General features: G+C 62.6%; 18 protein-coding genes and 2 pseudogenes. 9 read left to right on the top strand and 11 right to left on the bottom strand.

Annotation, left to right across the window (positions count from 1 at the left end):
• Nucleotides 1–428: 428 nt before the first annotated feature.
• From AC1DY7_RS05340 to AC1DY7_RS05325, 4 genes and pseudogenes are all read right to left on the bottom strand, one after another.
• A complete protein-coding gene (locus tag AC1DY7_RS05340) occupies nucleotides 429–1,013 on the bottom strand; it encodes a DinB family protein (RefSeq protein WP_477492611.1) in 585 nt (194 codons plus the stop codon).
• Between the two features lie 207 nt (nucleotides 1,014–1,220).
• Complete coding sequence (locus AC1DY7_RS05335) at nucleotides 1,221–1,733, bottom strand: DinB family protein (protein WP_477492713.1); 513 nt, start codon at nucleotides 1,731–1,733, stop codon at nucleotides 1,221–1,223.
• Between the two features lie 528 nt (nucleotides 1,734–2,261).
• A complete protein-coding gene (locus AC1DY7_RS05330; protein WP_477492610.1) occupies nucleotides 2,262–2,930 on the bottom strand; it encodes a nucleoside/nucleotide kinase family protein in 669 nt (222 codons plus the stop codon).
• Nucleotides 2,931–3,034: 104 nt separating this feature from the next.
• Nucleotides 3,035–3,429, bottom strand: a pseudogene (locus AC1DY7_RS05325) (pantetheine-phosphate adenylyltransferase); the annotation flags it as partial.
• Between AC1DY7_RS05325 and AC1DY7_RS05320 the strand changes: the two are divergent.
• The 3 genes and pseudogenes from AC1DY7_RS05320 to AC1DY7_RS05310 all read left to right on the top strand — a co-directional run bounded on the left by AC1DY7_RS05320 (nucleotide 3,340) and on the right by AC1DY7_RS05310 (nucleotide 4,607).
• Entirely contained in the window at nucleotides 3,340–3,609 is a 270-nt protein-coding gene (locus AC1DY7_RS05320; RefSeq protein WP_477492723.1) for a hypothetical protein, read from the top strand. The pseudogene AC1DY7_RS05325 and the gene AC1DY7_RS05320 sit on opposite strands and share 90 nt — an antisense overlap.
• A 195-nt stretch (nucleotides 3,610–3,804) precedes the next feature.
• Nucleotides 3,805–4,326, top strand: a pseudogene (locus AC1DY7_RS05315) (sigma-70 family RNA polymerase sigma factor); the annotation flags it as partial.
• Between the two features lie 107 nt (nucleotides 4,327–4,433).
• On the top strand, nucleotides 4,434–4,607 hold the full coding sequence (locus AC1DY7_RS05310; RefSeq protein ID WP_477492712.1) for an HAD family hydrolase: 174 nt from the start codon (nucleotides 4,434–4,436) through the stop codon (nucleotides 4,605–4,607).
• 105 nt (nucleotides 4,608–4,712) lie between these two features.
• Here the strand turns inward: AC1DY7_RS05310 and AC1DY7_RS05305 are convergent, their stop codons facing one another.
• Entirely contained in the window at nucleotides 4,713–5,366 is a 654-nt protein-coding gene (locus AC1DY7_RS05305) for a class I SAM-dependent methyltransferase (protein WP_477492609.1), read from the bottom strand.
• Between the two features lie 169 nt (nucleotides 5,367–5,535).
• Here AC1DY7_RS05305 and AC1DY7_RS05300 point away from each other — a divergent pair, with 169 nt between their 5' ends.
• A complete protein-coding gene (locus AC1DY7_RS05300; RefSeq protein WP_477492711.1) occupies nucleotides 5,536–6,348 on the top strand; it encodes a MerR family transcriptional regulator in 813 nt (270 codons plus the stop codon).
• Between the two features lie 368 nt (nucleotides 6,349–6,716).
• On the opposite strand, the gene AC1DY7_RS05295 is transcribed toward AC1DY7_RS05300, so the two are convergent.
• A complete protein-coding gene (locus AC1DY7_RS05295) occupies nucleotides 6,717–7,544 on the bottom strand; it encodes a MerR family transcriptional regulator (protein ID WP_477492608.1) in 828 nt (275 codons plus the stop codon).
• Between the two features lie 139 nt (nucleotides 7,545–7,683).
• Here AC1DY7_RS05295 and AC1DY7_RS05290 point away from each other — a divergent pair, with 139 nt between their 5' ends.
• Nucleotides 7,684–8,037 (top strand): nuclear transport factor 2 family protein, encoded by a 354-nt coding sequence (locus tag AC1DY7_RS05290; protein WP_477492607.1) that lies wholly within the window; start codon nucleotides 7,684–7,686, stop codon nucleotides 8,035–8,037.
• Entirely contained in the window at nucleotides 8,034–8,873 is an 840-nt protein-coding gene (locus AC1DY7_RS05285; protein ID WP_477492606.1) for an SDR family NAD(P)-dependent oxidoreductase, read from the top strand. Before AC1DY7_RS05290 ends, AC1DY7_RS05285 begins: the two co-directional genes overlap by 4 nt.
• A gap of 307 nt (nucleotides 8,874–9,180) precedes the next feature.
• On the opposite strand, the gene AC1DY7_RS05280 is transcribed toward AC1DY7_RS05285, so the two are convergent.
• The 3 genes from AC1DY7_RS05280 to AC1DY7_RS05270 are packed head-to-tail and all read right to left on the bottom strand — an operon-like array spanning nucleotide 9,181 to nucleotide 12,135.
• Nucleotides 9,181–9,798 carry a nitroreductase family protein gene (locus AC1DY7_RS05280; protein ID WP_477492710.1) on the bottom strand — a complete coding sequence of 206 codons (618 nt, stop codon included), beginning with the start codon at nucleotides 9,796–9,798 and terminating at the stop codon, nucleotides 9,181–9,183.
• 44 nt (nucleotides 9,799–9,842) lie between these two features.
• Nucleotides 9,843–10,952, bottom strand: coding sequence for an NAD(P)H-dependent amine dehydrogenase family protein (locus AC1DY7_RS05275; RefSeq protein WP_477492605.1), 1,110 nt, complete (start codon nucleotides 10,950–10,952; stop codon nucleotides 9,843–9,845).
• On the bottom strand, nucleotides 10,942–12,135 hold the full coding sequence (locus tag AC1DY7_RS05270; RefSeq protein ID WP_477492604.1) for an amidohydrolase family protein: 1,194 nt from the start codon (nucleotides 12,133–12,135) through the stop codon (nucleotides 10,942–10,944). The genes AC1DY7_RS05275 and AC1DY7_RS05270 overlap by 11 nt, the downstream gene beginning before the upstream one ends.
• An 81-nt stretch (nucleotides 12,136–12,216) precedes the next feature.
• On the opposite strand from AC1DY7_RS05270, the gene AC1DY7_RS05265 reads away from it, so the two are divergent.
• Nucleotides 12,217–13,125, top strand: a complete 909-nt coding sequence (locus AC1DY7_RS05265) for an enoyl-CoA hydratase (RefSeq protein WP_477492603.1) — start codon at nucleotides 12,217–12,219, stop codon at nucleotides 13,123–13,125.
• Between the two features lie 5 nt (nucleotides 13,126–13,130).
• Nucleotides 13,131–13,544, top strand: a complete 414-nt coding sequence (locus tag AC1DY7_RS05260; RefSeq protein ID WP_477492602.1) for a PaaI family thioesterase — start codon at nucleotides 13,131–13,133, stop codon at nucleotides 13,542–13,544.
• On the opposite strand, the gene AC1DY7_RS05255 is transcribed toward AC1DY7_RS05260, so the two are convergent.
• Nucleotides 13,526–14,545, bottom strand: a complete 1,020-nt coding sequence (locus AC1DY7_RS05255) for an acyl-CoA dehydrogenase family protein (protein ID WP_477492601.1) — start codon at nucleotides 14,543–14,545, stop codon at nucleotides 13,526–13,528. The two genes, AC1DY7_RS05260 and AC1DY7_RS05255, sit on opposite strands and share 19 nt — an antisense overlap.
• Nucleotides 14,546–14,638: 93 nt before the next feature.
• Between AC1DY7_RS05255 and AC1DY7_RS05250 the strand changes: the two genes are divergently transcribed.
• Complete coding sequence (locus AC1DY7_RS05250; protein ID WP_477492600.1) at nucleotides 14,639–15,799, top strand: acyl-CoA dehydrogenase family protein; 1,161 nt, start codon at nucleotides 14,639–14,641, stop codon at nucleotides 15,797–15,799.
• Here the strand turns inward: AC1DY7_RS05250 and AC1DY7_RS05245 are convergent.
• Nucleotides 15,788–16,582, bottom strand: a complete 795-nt coding sequence (locus tag AC1DY7_RS05245; protein WP_477492599.1) for a TetR/AcrR family transcriptional regulator — start codon at nucleotides 16,580–16,582, stop codon at nucleotides 15,788–15,790. The two genes, AC1DY7_RS05250 and AC1DY7_RS05245, sit on opposite strands and share 12 nt — an antisense overlap.
• Nucleotides 16,583–16,665 lie beyond the last annotated feature (83 nt).

Raw genomic sequence — 16,665 nt, 5'->3', positions numbered from 1 at the left:
CACGGCTGCCGCGGACATAGGGGCAGTTGAGCCTCACCGACATCACTGTTGCCGGCTTCACCCTTCACGAACGCTCGACTGATCTAGGGATTCACATAGAGATCTATGCGGTTTTCAGTTGAAATGGCACTTACGCCACGTTGTGCGGGGCCCGTGGCCGGAAGCGATCTGCCTCGACGGGTGGCGCATCTGGCACGGAATACGTCGCGATACTGGGATCGCGAACGCAGCAGCGGCACGGCATAACTCGGCGTGGACCCCTACGTCTGTGGCGTCGCTCGCCATGACGATGAGTTCGCCCAGGAGCAGCGCCGCGACCAAAACATCGCTGCGACCTGCCGAGCATCGGTGGCCATGCTCACCTACGCCGACCCAAGCGGTAACGGCTTCCTCAACACCGCCAGCCACTCGGCAATCTGGTCAGCAACTCAACGCTCATCGCCCGGGCCGGCAGTAAGCCCTATCGAACCGCGCGGGCCATGCTCACGCGCGGATCCTCGCAAAACGTCCCCTGAGGACTCACCCTTGGAGGCAATTGCTTCGATCTGCTCGCGCAATATGTCTCCATGGCCGGCGTGTCGAGCAAATTCCTGAATCATGGCCACCAGCGTCCACCGCAGGCTGACGGTCCCTTCTCGGCCGTTGTGCTTGGTGTCGTCGAGGTCGAAGCCAGCCGCGATCTCCCGCGACTTTTGGCTGGCGCGTTCAAACTCGGCGATGACGTCGGCCAGCGACTCGTCGGCGGTCACGGAGAAAGTGCCTTCGTCACGGCGCGAGTACCCGCCGCACTCGGATTCCTCCAACCCTGCCCAGAACCGCTGAAACCAAATCCTCTCTGCGCCAGCGGCATGCTTAATCAATGAAATTGGCGTCGTCAGCGATGCAACAAGTCGGCTTCGGGCCTGGGCTTCGGAGAGACCGCGGACGGTCTCTATGAGCTCTTCGCGGTTGTGGTCAAGCAGATTCTCGATGATGATTCGCTCGGCGCCGTCACGTATCTGGTTGTTTAACACGGGATTTACGCCCTTCTTTCGTTCGGTCTGAAGAGGGATTTCAGTTACAGGGCGGGAGTAATTGCATACTCAAGCAGTGAGTGGTGTCGAGCCCCTGCTCGCCGCAGCAGGTCATGATCGCCCGCCAGTTAAGCGAGTCCGCCGTGGGTGGCACCGTCTCGCCATCATCGGTGCGTACGCCGACGGCAGCGGATGGGCCGATGATGTTCAGGGTGATCGTCTCACGTGACCATCGCTGATCTGCTCACACAGGATGTCTGCGTGTCCGGCGTGGCGGGCGGCTTCGGCGATCATCCCGAGGTAGATGAACCGCAGATTCACCGGCCCGACAAGGTGATGCTCGACGACATCATCGAGCCCGAACCCGGCCGCCAGTTCATCTGATCGCCGACACGCCCTACCGTACTCGGCAATCACATCGGCCATCGTCTCATCATCGCCGACATGAAAGCTGCCGTCACCTCCGGTGGCATGCCCGTCGCAGTCCCCCACTGCGATGCCGGCCAAGGTGCATTGAAACCAGATTCGTTCTGCTGCAGCAGCATGTTTGACAAGGGAGATCGGTGTCGTCAAAGACGGCACCAGCCTCGTCCGCACGGTAGATGCCGGTAACGCGGAGACGATTCGGACAAGTTCTGTCCGGTGTAGGCGCAACGTGTCCTCCAAAAGGGCACGTTCCCCACCGGTGAACGGACGGCCGGGGTCAAGAGCAGCAGTCATTGCCAGTTCCTCTCGCGGAGTTACGGTTCGGTACTTCTCGGATGGTGCGCAATGGGCAGATCGGCCAGCAGTGGGCGATGGGACGCTCCCCTGGCATCGCAGGACAATCAAGAGGTAAGGGTGGGAGGCAGATTTCCCACCGACTGGGGCCAAACAGGGGGCAACCGCCAGCACCTCGTCTATGCCATAGCGGCGCCACTCCCGGCATCATCAACGATATGACTGGTGACACCTCGACAACCGTCACTTTTGCTGCGCCACTATTTTTTGGCGGTGGTCGGTCTAGCGGGGTGGATGGTCCAGAATTGTTTGTAGCCATCGGATCTGATCGCGGATCGTCCACTGGGCTTCGGGCGTGTGGGTACGCAACGGGTAGGCGTGGGCGGCGCCTTGCTGTTCGATGTAGGTGACAGCGACACCGCAGCCGCGAAGTCCTTCGACAAGGCGGCGATTGTCGTAGAGGAACAGATCTCGGGTGCCGACGTTCAGATGTACCGCGGCAAGTCATCCACCATCGAAGGTCCCGTCTTACGCGGAGGCGCGACGCAGGCGGGGGCTGAACGGGTCGTCGTTGTCGATGATGTAGTCGGCCGTGCGGGCGGGGGCGACCTCATCGACGTACATGCGCGATGCCGCGTGATAGCGGTGGGCATACCGTTGCTCTGCCGCGTCACGGCCGCCGAATTGATCTGCGTCACGGTCAAGTCCACGCCTCAAGGCCTCCGCGAAGCTGGTGTTCACGAAGATGACGACATCCCAACTCTCGCGATGGCGGCGTTGCATGAAGCTGCCATCGGCAATGAGGATGCTGTCGGGTGGGGCCATCTCAGTAGGCTCGTCAATGGCAGTGTCTGCCGCGAGATCGACGATGCGGCGTTTGAATGCCAGGTCTCCGTTTGGTCCGAGCGGCCTCAGCACGTACTGGTTGAGTGCGTCGAAGTCGTAAGCATCTTCGTAGTAGCCCCGTGCAGAATCCTTACCCTGGCGATAGCGGTGCTCACGCCGGTGGTGAAAGTCATCCATCCGGATACGGATCACCGGATGTCCGCGCTCAGTGATCGCAGCGGTCAGCTCGTTTCCGAGAGTGGTCTTGCCTGCGGCGGTAATGCCGTCGATGGCGACGCGAAGCGGATGTCGTTCGCGCACTTCAATCAAGGCGTCGGCCAGCCCGCGGAGCACATCGTGTCGCCGGATCACGACTTCGAATACTAGAGGCTCTGAGTCGGCGTCTCGTTCGTAACGAATGCGGACGGCTCAGATGCTGCCGCCCCATGAATGGGTGCTCGGCGGCGCCGGGTGATTCACCCACCGCGCGCCGCGAACTTTCCGGCCACCCGTCGGTTGGCCGCGTCCTGCAGGAGCGCCGACACGTCCCCGCCCAGCCCGGGAACCTCCTTGGTCAACGCCGACCGGACGAACGCGTACTGCGGCGTGGTGGCCACGAAGAACGTGCCGATCCCGGCGACGTACCGGTTCATCTGAGCCATCTGCAGTTCGTATTCGACGTCGATTCCGGAGCGCAATCCCTTGACGATGGCCGTGAGGCCCGGGCCTTCACGAAGTCGACGACGAGGCCCGACCCCGACTCCACCCACACATTCGGCAGATGGACGGTCGACTCCTCGATCACTGCGATCCCTTCCTGCGCAGTGAACATGCCCTTCTCAGAGGGATCCACCAGCACGGCCACCACGACGAGAACTTCCTCATCATCCGCGACGACCCGACGCTGGCCGAGGCGTATACGGTGCACATCATGGCCGCCTACGCCCACTACCGCTTCCGCGCCGCCCAAGGTGGCAACAAAGGCCTCTCCCGCTCCGACGACTGGATGGACCCCAGGTTGGAGGCATCGCTTGACGAGCTGCGGGTGTGAGGCGTACGGACATAGATAGCGGCGAGGGCGGCAGGACCAGCACCGCACTGGCCGAATCAGACGGTTCTGCATCCGCAGGGTCGCGGATTCTGGTCGTACGTGAGGGCCGCATCCGGAGAGGGCATCTCAGCGCGGAGGCACCGTCTCGGGAACTGGAGCGATTGGCGAGGCTTAGGAGGTGGCACTTTGTCCGACGAGAGCGATGATGAACTCGGCGAGCCGACCGATGAAGACTATGCTTCAGGCGATTTCGTCTGGGAAGAAGAGGATTCCGAGGCGCTGCGGCAGGCTCTGATCGACGCTAACCTCACCGCGTCGGCTGACGGGGTGAAGGCGTTTCTCACGCAGGTGAACGATGCAGTGCCGCTGAGCGCAGAGGAAGAGATAGAGCTGGCCAAGCGGATCGAAGTGGGCCGGCAGGCCACTGCTGCTTTGAGGCGGATGGCTGAGAGCGATGAGACAGACGCAAAGCGCGATGATTTGGTGCGGATATGCCGCGACGCCGACCACGCGCAAGACGATCTTGTGGCAGCGAATTCACGCCTTGTTGTGGCGCTGGTCAAGCGTTACGCCGGCCGCGGCATGGCTTTCTTGGACCTCATCCAGGCCGGCAACGTTGGCCTCCAACTCGCGGTCGAAAAGTTCGACTACACAAAGGGATATACGTTTTCGATCTACGCCACATGGTGGATCAGGCAGGCGGTCATACACGCAATGACCACATGACGGCAGCCACCACTTGAGGTGTTGGCGGACCTGACTGCCGCGGAGGTGACTAAGGGTGCGATGCTGGAGCGACTGCGCGTGCAGTTGGGGGTCGATGCATCCGAGACGTCGGCTGTCGGTGGGGTGTCAACGACATCGAGATGCTCAGCTGGGCGGCTCACGGTGTGGCTATGGGCAACTCTCCAGATTCGGTGCAGGCGATAGCCGACGAGATCTGTCCCTCGGCCGCCGACGACGGTCTGGCCACCGCACTGTCGAGATGGTTCCGCTGATTCCGGTGCGCATACCCCGGAGCGCCTGAGTTCGGTGGCCAAAGCCCATAGGGCATTCACCTGCCTCGCGGGGCGGAGTTTGGACGTCCATCTGATCTTTGCTGGTCAATTCCGTTGCAACAGTAGGTAGCTACGGCGGCTGGGGTACTCGACGTCAGGACTGGGCAGGCGCTCCATCTTGGCAATCAGTGCGAAGCCGGCGGCTGCCACCTGACCGGCTACTTGTTCGGGATCCAGGAAGTAACCGTCGAGTTGAACGTGTTGTCCGAACCATTCGTCGATGTGGTTTACCTGCCCGGTTGCGAACTGGGGACTGTCGATGTGAAACGCGATGAGCAGGTGTCCGCCCGGTTGTAGCACTCTGGCGAATTCCGCATAGGCGGTGGGCCGTTGGTACGGTTCCAAGTGAATGATCGAATACCACGCCACGACGCCCGCCCATGCTTCGTCGGCAGCGGCCAGCGCCAGCATGGATTCAACGGTGAAGGTCAATTGCGGTGCACGTTCACGGGCGATGGCGATCATTGCAGGCGACAGGTCCACACCCACGACGTCATGGTGCAGTTCAGCCAGATAGCGGGTCACGTGTCCCGGTCCGCAGCCCACGTCGGCGATGGTGCCGGTCCCCACCAGGTCCGCGAACGCCGTCAACCAGGCGCGGTCCAGAGGCTTGTGCTTCAACTCGTGGCTGATCTGCCGGTCGTACTCGCGCGCGACCGCGTCATTCGCCTTTTGCACCGATGACGCCGCATCCGCCATGAACAGAAGGATAGTCAGCTCCGCCCGAAAGCAGTTCTAGAAAAGTGATCCGATTCTGTCGCACAACGCGACTGATCAGCGCTTTAGCCGATTACTCTCGATCGATCGAAGCAGTATCACCGCGGAGGGGCTTGCACATGACACGGTGTCATGCGCGATCGTGGACTTCATGTATGCGATTGGTGCGTTCGCAAGGTTGGGCGGGGTCAGCGTTCGCATGCTGCGCCACTATGACCACATCGGCCTGCTGGTACCCGCCGAGGTCAATCCGCGCACTGGACGGCGCTCCTATGACGTCAATCAGCTCTCACGGCTCAACCGACTCGTCGCGCTCAAGCACCTCGGTTTCCCGCTAGAGCAGGTCAGGAAGCTTCTCGCCGACGGCATCGACGCAGTCGAGCTCAGAGGAATGCTGCGCATGCGTGCGGCCGATCTGGAGACGCAGTTACTTCGAGATGGGCAGACCCTCGACCGGGTGCGTGCACGGTTGCGGCTAATCGAAAGCGAGAAAATGATGACCATCACCGATGTCGAGCTGAAGAACGTTGCTCCGCAACGCATTCTCGCATTGCACCAGTTTGTTGAGGCGCAGTCTGACGCCGACCAACTCGACGTCGAAGCAGTCTTCGAACGCGTCATCACGCTGATGGACGCAGCCTCCGCGGACCGGTCGTCACCCATCTCTTGGCGCGATGATGACGAGCACACCCTGCGCCTGCACGCTGGTTTCCTCGCACCGACTGCGAACGTGCCAGGCCTCGATATCGTCGAGCTTGCGGGAATCCCAGTTGCGTCGGTCGTGCGACGCGGGGCCGTTGTGGACATGAATGAGGCTCACCAAGCCATAGCGCGCTGGGCCGAAGTCCACGACCACGTACCGAGCGTCCAAAGGGGCCGGTGGCGCGAGCTCTACCTGGAGACCAGCGACACCGACTACTCAGACTGGCTCATCGAAGTGCAACTCGAACTCGCGGCCGCCTGAATGCGATTCGCACTGACGATCTGTCTCGGATCCAGAGATGTGAGACCAATCAGTTCCTGTCTCGTTTGTTGACGGCCTGGCCGCTGAGGTCCACCTGTCCGCATACCCGTCACCGGGAGTCGTTTCGAGTGCGTCTCAGTAAGCACCGAGACTAATGCCCAACAGCAGGCGGGGTCCGTGTCGGTCGACGATCCGGTGGTGGTGATGGGCGACGCTGCGGGGGTCGTCTTGCCTCATGTGGATGATCGCGTTCTTGGTCGCGGATAACCCGACTGTTCGAGTTGAGAAGCGTAGGCGATACGGGGCATCATCACCCAGTGCGGGATTGAGCCATGCTCCAAATGTGTCGCACCGCTCGTGTGTGTCGTTCATCGGGTCGGCACGGTGGTGCTGAAGATCGGCCAGCAGATCTCAGTTGCGGTGAACCGGCCCGGATCTGTGGGAGTGCCGCCGAGGTAGTGCTCACGGATAGGTCCCTGGCTGCTGATCAGACTCTCGTTGACGTAGATGCCCAGGGCGGCGTAACTACGGTCGATGCCGTCGTGACCGCCCGGGTGGGTGAGCACCGCGAATTCGGCCCTTGGTAAGACCTCGGCGCGGATCCCGTCGGGCGGTTCTGCCGATGGTGGTGCTTCGACGAACATGGTTGCGCTGCCGCGCTGTTCGAGAAACAGCGCGCGATCGTAGAGGCCGCCCGGGACCACCGCGGTCGGCTTCCCTACTGCCACGGCGACGGCCCGGTGCAGTGTCCGCAGTGACGCCGTGAACCAGTCGTCGATCCCGGAGGTGTCGATGGTGGCGCTGACGGACCAGACGGCGAGCGCCGGTTCGTGGCGCGATGTGACGTCGGTGGGACTACGCACGGGAGAAAGCAGTTCGCGCAGCGCACCCACGGTGTCACGGGTCTGCTGCAACTGGGCCTCCATCTGTTCGAGATGAGTGGTGATGATGTCGGTGCGGGCCCCGGCGTCTTCGGTGCTCAGTAGCGCCTTGATGTCGGGAATGGACATACCCAGCGATCGGAACCGGCGGATGATGTGGGCGTGATCGACCTGGCTGGTGTCGTAGAAGCGGTAGCCGGTATGGGGATCGATGTGGGCCGGTTCGAGAATGCCGATGTCGTGGTAGTGGCGTAGCGCCTTCCTACTCAGGCTGGTCATCACTGAGAAGTCTCCGATGGAGACCTGTGCGCCCACGGCGTCCTCCTCTGCGTTTGCATTGCCCACGTGATGGGACACGGCCATCCTCAAGCCTCCCCCTGGGGCAAGGTCAACATCACCGCGCGAGCGGACCGGGGGTTGACCTTCCCGTTACGGCAACTCTCATCGTGGGGTCATGACCAACACAGACTGGGATGCACTCCCGAAGACCGTCAGATCGTTCATGACTGCGCTCGATGCCCGCGAGGCGGATCGAGCGCTGGCCACACTCAGACCCGATGCCATGGTCACCGACGAAGGCCACGACTACAAGGGACATGACGAGATCGCGGCCTGGGTGGCCACCGCCGCCGCCGAGTTCACCTACACCACCGCATTCACCGGTGCGACAGTGCTCGAACGGCAGACCGGTACGACTGTCGACGTCGGACAGCACCTCGAGGGCAACTTCCCGGGCGGGGTCGCCGACCTGCACTACCGCTTCACCCTCGACGGCGCGCTGATCAGCCGGGTGGTGATTGAGCCGTGACGCGGCGTTGGTTCATCACCGGAGGTACCCCTGGCAACTTCGGAATGGCGTTCGCCGAGGCGGCACTCAAGGCCGGCGACCGTGTGGTCCTCACGTCCCGGCGTCTGCACGAGCTGGCGACGTGGGCCGAGCAGTACGGCGACCGCGTTCTCGTCGCGCCACTGGAACTCACCGACGCGGACCAGGTGCAGCGTGCGGTGCATGCCGCCGAGGAGCATTTCGGTGGTATCGACGTGCTGGTCAACAACGCCGGCCGCGGCTGGTACGGATCGATCGAGGGCATGGACGAGTCCGCGTTGCGGGCGATGTTCGAGCTGAACTTCTTCGCTGTGCTGTCCGTGACGCGTGCAGTGCTGCCGGGGATGCGCGCCCGCGGAAACGGGTGGATCGTCAACGTGTCCTCGGTGGCGGGGCTGGTGTCAGCGCCCGGATTCGGCTACTACAGTGCGACGAAGTTCGCCATCGAAGCTATCACCGACGCGCTGCACGACGAGGTCGCTCCACACGGCATCTCCGTGTTGACCGTCGAACCGGGAGCGTTCCGGACCAACGCCTACACCGGATTCGCCGACGAACCCGTCGACGAGCCGATCCCGGACTACCGCGACCTGCTCGAAGAGGTCCGTGCCACCTACGTCGGGATGGACGGTGTGCAACCCGGCGATCCGCGTCGTGGCGCCCGTGCGGTGATCGCGGCGATGGCTCAGGACCCACCGGCCCGTCGACTGGTCTTGGGCAATAGCGGATACGACGCCGTGATCGATATGCTGGAGATGAATCTGGCCGACATCCGGAGAAACGAAACACTTTCTCGCAGCGTCGATTTCCCCACCTGAGAGGCCGACCGAGCGGATGAGCCCAGGGATGCGCTGTGGCCGACACCTGCACCTCGAAGCGCCTCGACGGGGCGGGTCACGGCATAGCGGGAGTCTGTCTCGTTTCTAGACATGTGAGACCCTCCGTCGGGAATCAGTCTCTTCATCCATGGTCCGAGGGCGGGGTGCCTCAGGAGCGTCTCGTTTCTCGTCTCACAGCGATTGTCCCGAATCGTCGACGACGGCTGGGCGATGAGACTGCACGCAGAGGCACAGCGCCGCGGTTGTAAGAAGGATGACGCCTACTTTGCAGACCTACAGCGATCCGCTAGCCACCAGATTTTCGATTCCCCCACCGCAGATCCCAATGATTGGTCACCGCGACTTCCGACAGCGGTTTGCGTCGCACCATGTGGTGCCGGCCTGCTGGCCACCCGACAGTCAGCAGCGTGGCGACCTTCCAGTCATCGGGGATGCCGACGAGCCCGCGCAACTCGCCGTCACATGCGTCCTGCCACAGAGTGATTGCCGCTCCTAGCCCCTGAGCTCGCGCCGCCAGCAGGAAGTTTTGCACCGCCGGAAATATGGATCCGGCCTGCTGCAACTCGGTCGTTCCGCGTTGGGGCTGAACACAGAACAGCACCAGGGCCGGGGCGGTACCGCCCACCCTCATGTGCTCGGCCATGGTCCGCAGCGTTCGCGACTTGGGATCGTCTGCTCCGTCATCTATCGCCGGTATCCGATAGAAGTCCTTCATCACCTCCCACGTCCGCTGGGCAGCCGACGTGATCAACTCGCGAAGTTCGGGTGACTTCAGCACCACAAATCGCCACGGCTGACCATTGCCGCCCGACGGCGCCCATGACGCCGCCAGCAGACATTTTTCCAAGACCTCATCATCGACAGGCTCGTCACGGTACCTACGGACCGCGCTGGCCGATTGCATCACCGTCCACAGGTCATCCGAAACCTTCTGCAGTACTTGCTCGGTCACGTCATAGCCCTCTCTGGCAGCACACCCTGCCAGCGCCCGCCCCGCACCGGTCCGGTAACCAACGGCAGGTCGAGAGTGGACAACAATCCCGGGGGCGCGGCGATCACCGCCGGGATCGCATTGAGTTCCCGCATCACCGTCGCGTAGGTGAGTCCACGCATGTTGTTTCCGCGACCGTGCATCTCGATATCGACGGTGTACGTGGGCAAGCCATCGACGATGATGCGGTAGCCGCCATGCGGGGATGGATGCTGCGGCCAGTCAGGGGCCGACCCCTCCCCCATCCGGGTGATGTGCTCCAGCACCACTCGTTCCTCGCCATCCACCATCCCGGCGAGTTTGAACCGCATCCCACCCATGGTGCCGGATTCGATCCAGCCCGAGGCCACTTCGTAGCGCGCGGTGGCGATCCACTTCTCGATTGTGGTCACGACATTGTCAAGAGGAAGACCGACACCGTCGGCGACCAGATGCACAGTCGGAGCCCACAGCGCAGCCAGCCGTGCGGTGTCGAACAACGGTGCGTGATGGTCCGGCGGATGACCGAAACCCATGAAGTCGAACATGATTTCCGGCTGGGCAATCGGGCCGTAGTCGAGGATCTCGAGCATGGTGATGGTGTCCACCCTGCTGCTGAATCCGGTCATCGTCAGGGCAATCACGTCATTGGCCCAACCGGGGTCGACCCCACTGTTGAACATGCTGGTGCCGCCCTCGCGGCAAGCAGTCTCCAACAACTCCACGATTTCTCGGTCAGCTGCCGGTGGATAGCACAGCGGCACCAACGAAGTGCACACGACATTTTTTCCAGACCTTAGGCATCGCGCCACGTCCTCGGCGGCGTCGCGGTAGCGGTAGTCGCCGGAGGCGAAGAAGGCCACTACGTCGGCATCGATGGCGAGCGCCGCGTCGATATCACGGGTGGCGAGCACGCCGGTATCGGGCATACCGCACAAATCACCGGCGTCGCGTCCGTCCTTGCTCTCCGAATGGACAACGACACCCACGAGATCCAGACCGGGGTGCGATATCAGCGCTCGCAGTGCACCGATCCCGACTTGTCCAGGCCCCCAGAGAATTACTCGTGGATTCCTGTCAGCGGCCACCCGGCACCGCCGTCAGGAGCTCACGCAGGTTGGCCCCCATGATGCGATCGATCACCGGGTCACCCAGCGCGGCGATCTCCGGCCTGAGAGTGCCGGGATCGGCCAGCCCTTCGGGATGTGGGTAGTCCGAACCGAAGAGTACGCGGTCCGCACCGATCAGGTCGATGAGCCCGGTCATATCCTCCTCGTGGAAGGGGTTGACCCAGATGTGCCGCTTGAACTGCTCGACCGGATGTTCGGCGAACTCACCCGGCATCTTCTTGTACACGGCATCGAAAAGGTTCAACAGCCGCGGCACCCAGTTGCCACCGTTCTCCACCACACCCACCCGCACACCGGGGTGCCGGTTGAAGACGCCGTGAGCGACGAGCGCTGCACATGTGTCGAGGATCGAGCGTGCGTCCTCGTACACGATCGTCTTGAAGGCATCTGGCTTGAACGGTTGGTACTCCGCGCCGGCTCCCTCCCAGTCTCGGCTGTACCGGTCGTAGCCGGAGTCGCAAGCGTGCATGAACACCGGAACTCCGTGGTGCTCGACGCGCGCCCAGAAGGGGTCGAAGTACGGTTGGCCCATCGACGTGGTGTGCCCGGAGACCGTCGCGACGGGTCGCGGGTTCACCAGCACCGATCGGGCGCCGCGTTCGACGCACCAGTCCAGTTCGGCCACTGCCTTATCGATGTCGGGGAGGGTGATGACCGGTGTCGCGAAGATGCGTCCGCGGTAGTCGAAACTCCATTCCTCGAGCAGCCATTCGTTGTAGGCGTGCACGACGGCGTGCGCCAGTTCGATGTCGTCGGTCATCCGCTCCTCCAGCATTCCGCCGGTGGTCGGGAACATCACACAGGCCTGCACCGACTGCTCGTCCAGAAGTGTCAGCCGCTCATCGGCCCGCCGGAAGGAATTCGGGCACGCGATGGGGTTGGCGAGTTCTCGCAGAGTCTTGCCGTCGGGATTGACACCGCGAAAGTAGTCCGCCCAGGCACCCGGGGACGCGACGATGTCGTAGGTCGGGTTGGGGATGGTGTCAGTGAGTCGCCCCTTGATCATCAACTTGGTCTGGCCGTTGACCTGAATCCATTGAATCGAGTTGGCGTATTGCTTCGGCAGGTACCTGGTATAGGCGTCGGTGGGTTCGTAGAGATGGTTGTCGACATCCCAAATTTCGCGGGCTTGCTGGGTCACGTGGGCTCTCCTGACACGTTGTGAGAATATTGCTTCTCATAACTCGATAACATCATTACCACACACGTCAGAGGGAGAACAGTGAGCGACTACCGGTTCTTGAAGTGGCAGAACTACGATGACGGCAGAATCGTGCGGATCTCGCTCAACAGGCCCGATCAGCGCAATGCCCAGAACCGCGGAATGCTGGTGGAGCTCGACGAAGCCTTCGGCGCCGCCGAGGCCGACGACAACGTCCGGGTGGTAATCCTTGCCGGCGAGGGCAAGATGTTCTCTTCCGGACATGACATCGGCTCTGAACAAGCTCTTAGTGAATATCTACCCGGCCCCGAGCAACATCGGACCACGACGGTCAACGGCGGAACACGCGAGAGCGCCGAGAAATGCATGCTCCAGGAGTGGCACTACTTCTTCCAGAACACCTTGCGCTGGCGCAATCTCCGTAAGATCACCATCGCCCAGGTGCACGGTGATGTGTTCTCCGCAGGACTGATGCTGATGTGGGCATGCGATCTGATCGTCGGCAGCGATGACGTCCGCTTCGCAGATGTGGTGGGCACCCGACTGGGCATGTGTGGCATGGAGTACTTCGGTCATCCGTGGGAGTTCGGACCTCGAAAAGCCAAGGAACTCATGCTCACCGGTGATGCCATCGATATCCACGAGGCGCACCGGCTCGGAATGGTCAGCAAGGTGTTCGAACGCGGCGATCTGGCCGACAAGACGTTGGCGATGGCCCGGCGCATCGCCCAGATCCCCACCATGGCCGCCCTGTTGATCAAGGAATCGGTGAACCAGACCCAGGACAACATGGGCTTCTACAACTCGCTCCAAGCCTGTTTCACCTTGCACCAGCTCAACCATTCGCACTGGGCGGGCATCCGTGAGGACAAGCTGGCCACCGCGGGCCCCGAGCAAGGAGTCCCGCACTGGCGTAAGGCGCCACCGATCGTTCTGGCCATCAAAGACCAGGTGAGAGCGCAGGAATGAATCCCATGGAGGTGACGATCCCCGGCCACCTGTTCGGGGAGATGCCCTTCTTCGACATCGTCGATGATGCGGAGACGGTCATCGTCGATCTACACAACAGACCCGACCTCGCCAATGTCCGGGGAGCCCTCCAGGGCGGACTGCTCGCCACGTTGATCGACGTGGCGAGCGGTCGTCTCGCCATGACAGCCGCCGGTCCGGGCAACGGGGTGAGTACCGCCGATCTGACGATCCACTACCTCGCCCCCGTCATGGAGGGGCCCGCGCGGGCGGTGGCGACCCTGGTGAGGGCCGGCCGGCGCACAATCGTGGTCGCCGTGGATGTTTTCGACGTGGCCCGGGACAGGCTGGCCGCGCGGTCGACGCTCAGTTTTGCGGTGTTGGCACCGCGGGCCTTCGATCAGCCGACGGCGCCGTAGCGGGCATCGGCCACCCGATCCAGCGCGGCGGCCGGCTCGCCGTACACCATCGTCCAGCCCCGAGCGCGGCGGTAATACAGCTGGATGTCGGATTCCATGCCGAATCCGTAACCACCGTGGACGTGCAAACTCGTGCGGGTGGCGTCACGGGCCGACTCTGCAGCAAAGGCAAATGCCATGGCAGACAATTCGGTTGCCCGTTGGGGTTCGTCGGCAAACGCACAGGCGGCCTTGAGCGCCAGGAGGCGGGCACCGTCGACCGCGGTGGCAGCGTCGGCCAACGGATGCGATACCGCCTGGAAAGTCCCGATGGCGACCCCGAATGCACGACGCTCCTTCGCGTACTGGACGCCGACCTCGACCGCGCGGGCGCCCACACCTGTGAGCGCGCACGCGGTGAGCGTCAGCCAGAAATCGAGTGCCCGCGAATGAGCCGCGTGCGCCTGGTCCCCCTCCGCCAGCACCACCGCGCTGGCGCTCACCACTACATCGGCCAGCGGCAATGTTCCCAGATTATCAACCAAGGTACGTTCACCGATCGGTGATGCAATCAACCGGTCACCCACGAGTGCCACCACCACGTCGGCGACTGCGCCCGCCGGTACCAGTCGGAATTCATGCGCCTCCGCCGCCGCCCACCGGGGTGCGAACGTGATTGTGCGCTCACCGGACAATGCTGTACTCAGAAGATCGGTGCCGATGGCTCCGGACTCGGCCAACAAGCACGCCGCCACCTGCGCTTCGATCAGCGGGGCGGAACCCGTTGCTCTACCGTGCTGTTCGGCGACCAGTGCAAGTTCCAGAATCGAGGCGCCCCACCCTCCGAACTCCTCTGGGACGGCCATTTCGATGACACCGGTCTCACGCAGCGCAGCCCACAGATCGTCATCGAAGCCCAGCGGCTCCGCGGCGCGCACGCGCTCCGAGGTGGATTCGTGGGCATACAGCGCCGCGAATGAATTGACGAGCTGGCGCTGCTCGCCGGACAGAGTCAGGTCCACTTCTGTACCTCCGTTTCATCCGGATATGATTATTCTCAATTATGAGATTATCAGTACTCCGCTGGAGCTACGACGAGAGAATGGTTTACGCACATGCACTTTGGGCTTGACGCGGACACCGAGGCGTTCAGCGAAGGCGTCCGCGAGCACCTGGCACAGGTCCTGACGCCAGAGTTCGAAGAGCGGACGTACCGCAGCGGCGTCGCCCACGACGACTCGTTCGCCAAGGGTCTGGTGGGCAAGGGCTACTTCGCGCCGCGTTGGCCGACCGAATATGGCGGTCAGGATGGCGACGCCTGGTGCGAGCAGGTCTTGAAAGAACAGATGATGCGTTTCGATGCGCCGGTCTATCTCTCCGAGACAACCCGGATGGTGGCATCGATCATCCGGGCGGTAGGCACGCCGCAGACGAAGGACCGGATCCTTCCCAGAGCGATGAGCGGTGACATCACCATCGCACTAGGGTTTACCGAGCCCGAATGCGGCTCGGATGTCGCAGCAGCGGCCACGCGGGCGGTACGCGACGGCGAGGAATGGGTGATCAACGGATCCAAGATGTTCACCACCAACGGCCACATAGCCGACTACGTATTCTTGCTCGCCAGAACCAGCACCGATAAGCCGAAGCACAAGGGACTCACCATGTTTCTTGTCCCGACCGCCACAGAGGGTTTCGCCGCTCAAGCGGTGTGGACACTGTCCGGGGAACGCACCAACATCACGTTCTACAGCGATGTACGTATCGGTGATCAGTGGCGAATCGGCGAGGTGGACGCCGGGTGGAAGGTCCTGGGATTGTCGCTGCAGGACGAACACGCCTCGGGATGGGGTCCACACATCGCCCGACTGCTCCACCATGCCGAACAATGGGCGACCACGGTGCCGTCCGACCGTACGGCGGCACCCATCGAAGACCGCGATGTCCGACGCCGGATCTCCAGGGTCGCGGTAGAGAGCGAGGTTTCGCTGTTGTTGCAGCGGCGATGCGTCTGGATGGCTGAACACGGCCAACACCCGATCGCCGAAGGACCGATGTCAAAAGTGTTCAGCACCGAGGCTCTGGAGCGCGCGAGCCAAGACATTGTCGAACTTGTCGGCCCTGACGCAATGCGCAGCTTCCTCGAACCCACCGCGCCCGAGCAGGGTCGGTTCGAACAATTGATGAGATTCGCGCTGGGGACCACAATCTACGCAGGCACGAGCGAAGTGCAGCGCTCGATCATCGCCCAGCGTGGACTCGGCCTACCCCGTTAGCTTGGCGGACTTGCGCGCCGGGGCTGACCGCGTCGTGGACCTGGCACGAGCAGGCTTGGGTTTCTCCTGCTCCGCCGGCGGCGATACCGCCTGCTTGCACCACGCCCACAACTGGGCTTCGGTGAGTTCGGCGCCCTTCACCCCGAGGTGGAAGACCCCGATCTGGGCGAGTGCGGTAAGCGTCGAATTCAACAGCGTGGTCAACTGCGCGGGGGTGAGGTCCTTGCGCACCAGACCCGAACGCGAGCATGCCGTCAGTATTTTGGTGAGCAGCCTCTGGTGCGGCTCCCAGATCTTGGCGAAGTCGGCAGGACGCTCGATCTCCAGGCTCAGGTTGTAGATCGTCATCACCCGGCCACCGACTTTCTCCGAGTATTCGGCTCGAGACAGAAACCCGCGACAGAACGCCTCAAGCTGCTGCATCGGACCTTCCGCCGCCGCGACCTCTTGGCGGATACTCTCGGTGAACTGGCTGGTGACGTTCTCGTAAAGCGCCAGCAGCAGTTCTTCCTTGCCGGCGAAATGCTGATAGAAGGCACGCAGACTCAGATTCGATCTGTCGATCAACGTCTGAATGGTGAAGTCGGCACGGCCCGATTCCTCGATCAGCTCCAACGCGGTCGCCAGAAACCTGGAACTGCGCGCCAGCGCACGGGCGCGCGCACCACTCAGCCTTCGGTCAATGCTTCGCTGCTGCCATGCAGTAGCGGCGGGCTCGAGTTCCGCATCGACGACCTGCAAGCCGCCGTCCGCACTTTTGGAGGTGCCTCTTTTTGCGTTCATGATGCATAGAGAATACGCGATGAACGACGAGAATACGCGATCTACCTACATGGGTATGTTGATTATCGCGAAGTACCTGCCCC

This window comes from Mycobacterium sp. P2_H7 (genome assembly GCF_056403275.1).
This window is presented reverse-complemented; position numbering and strand designations above follow the sequence as displayed.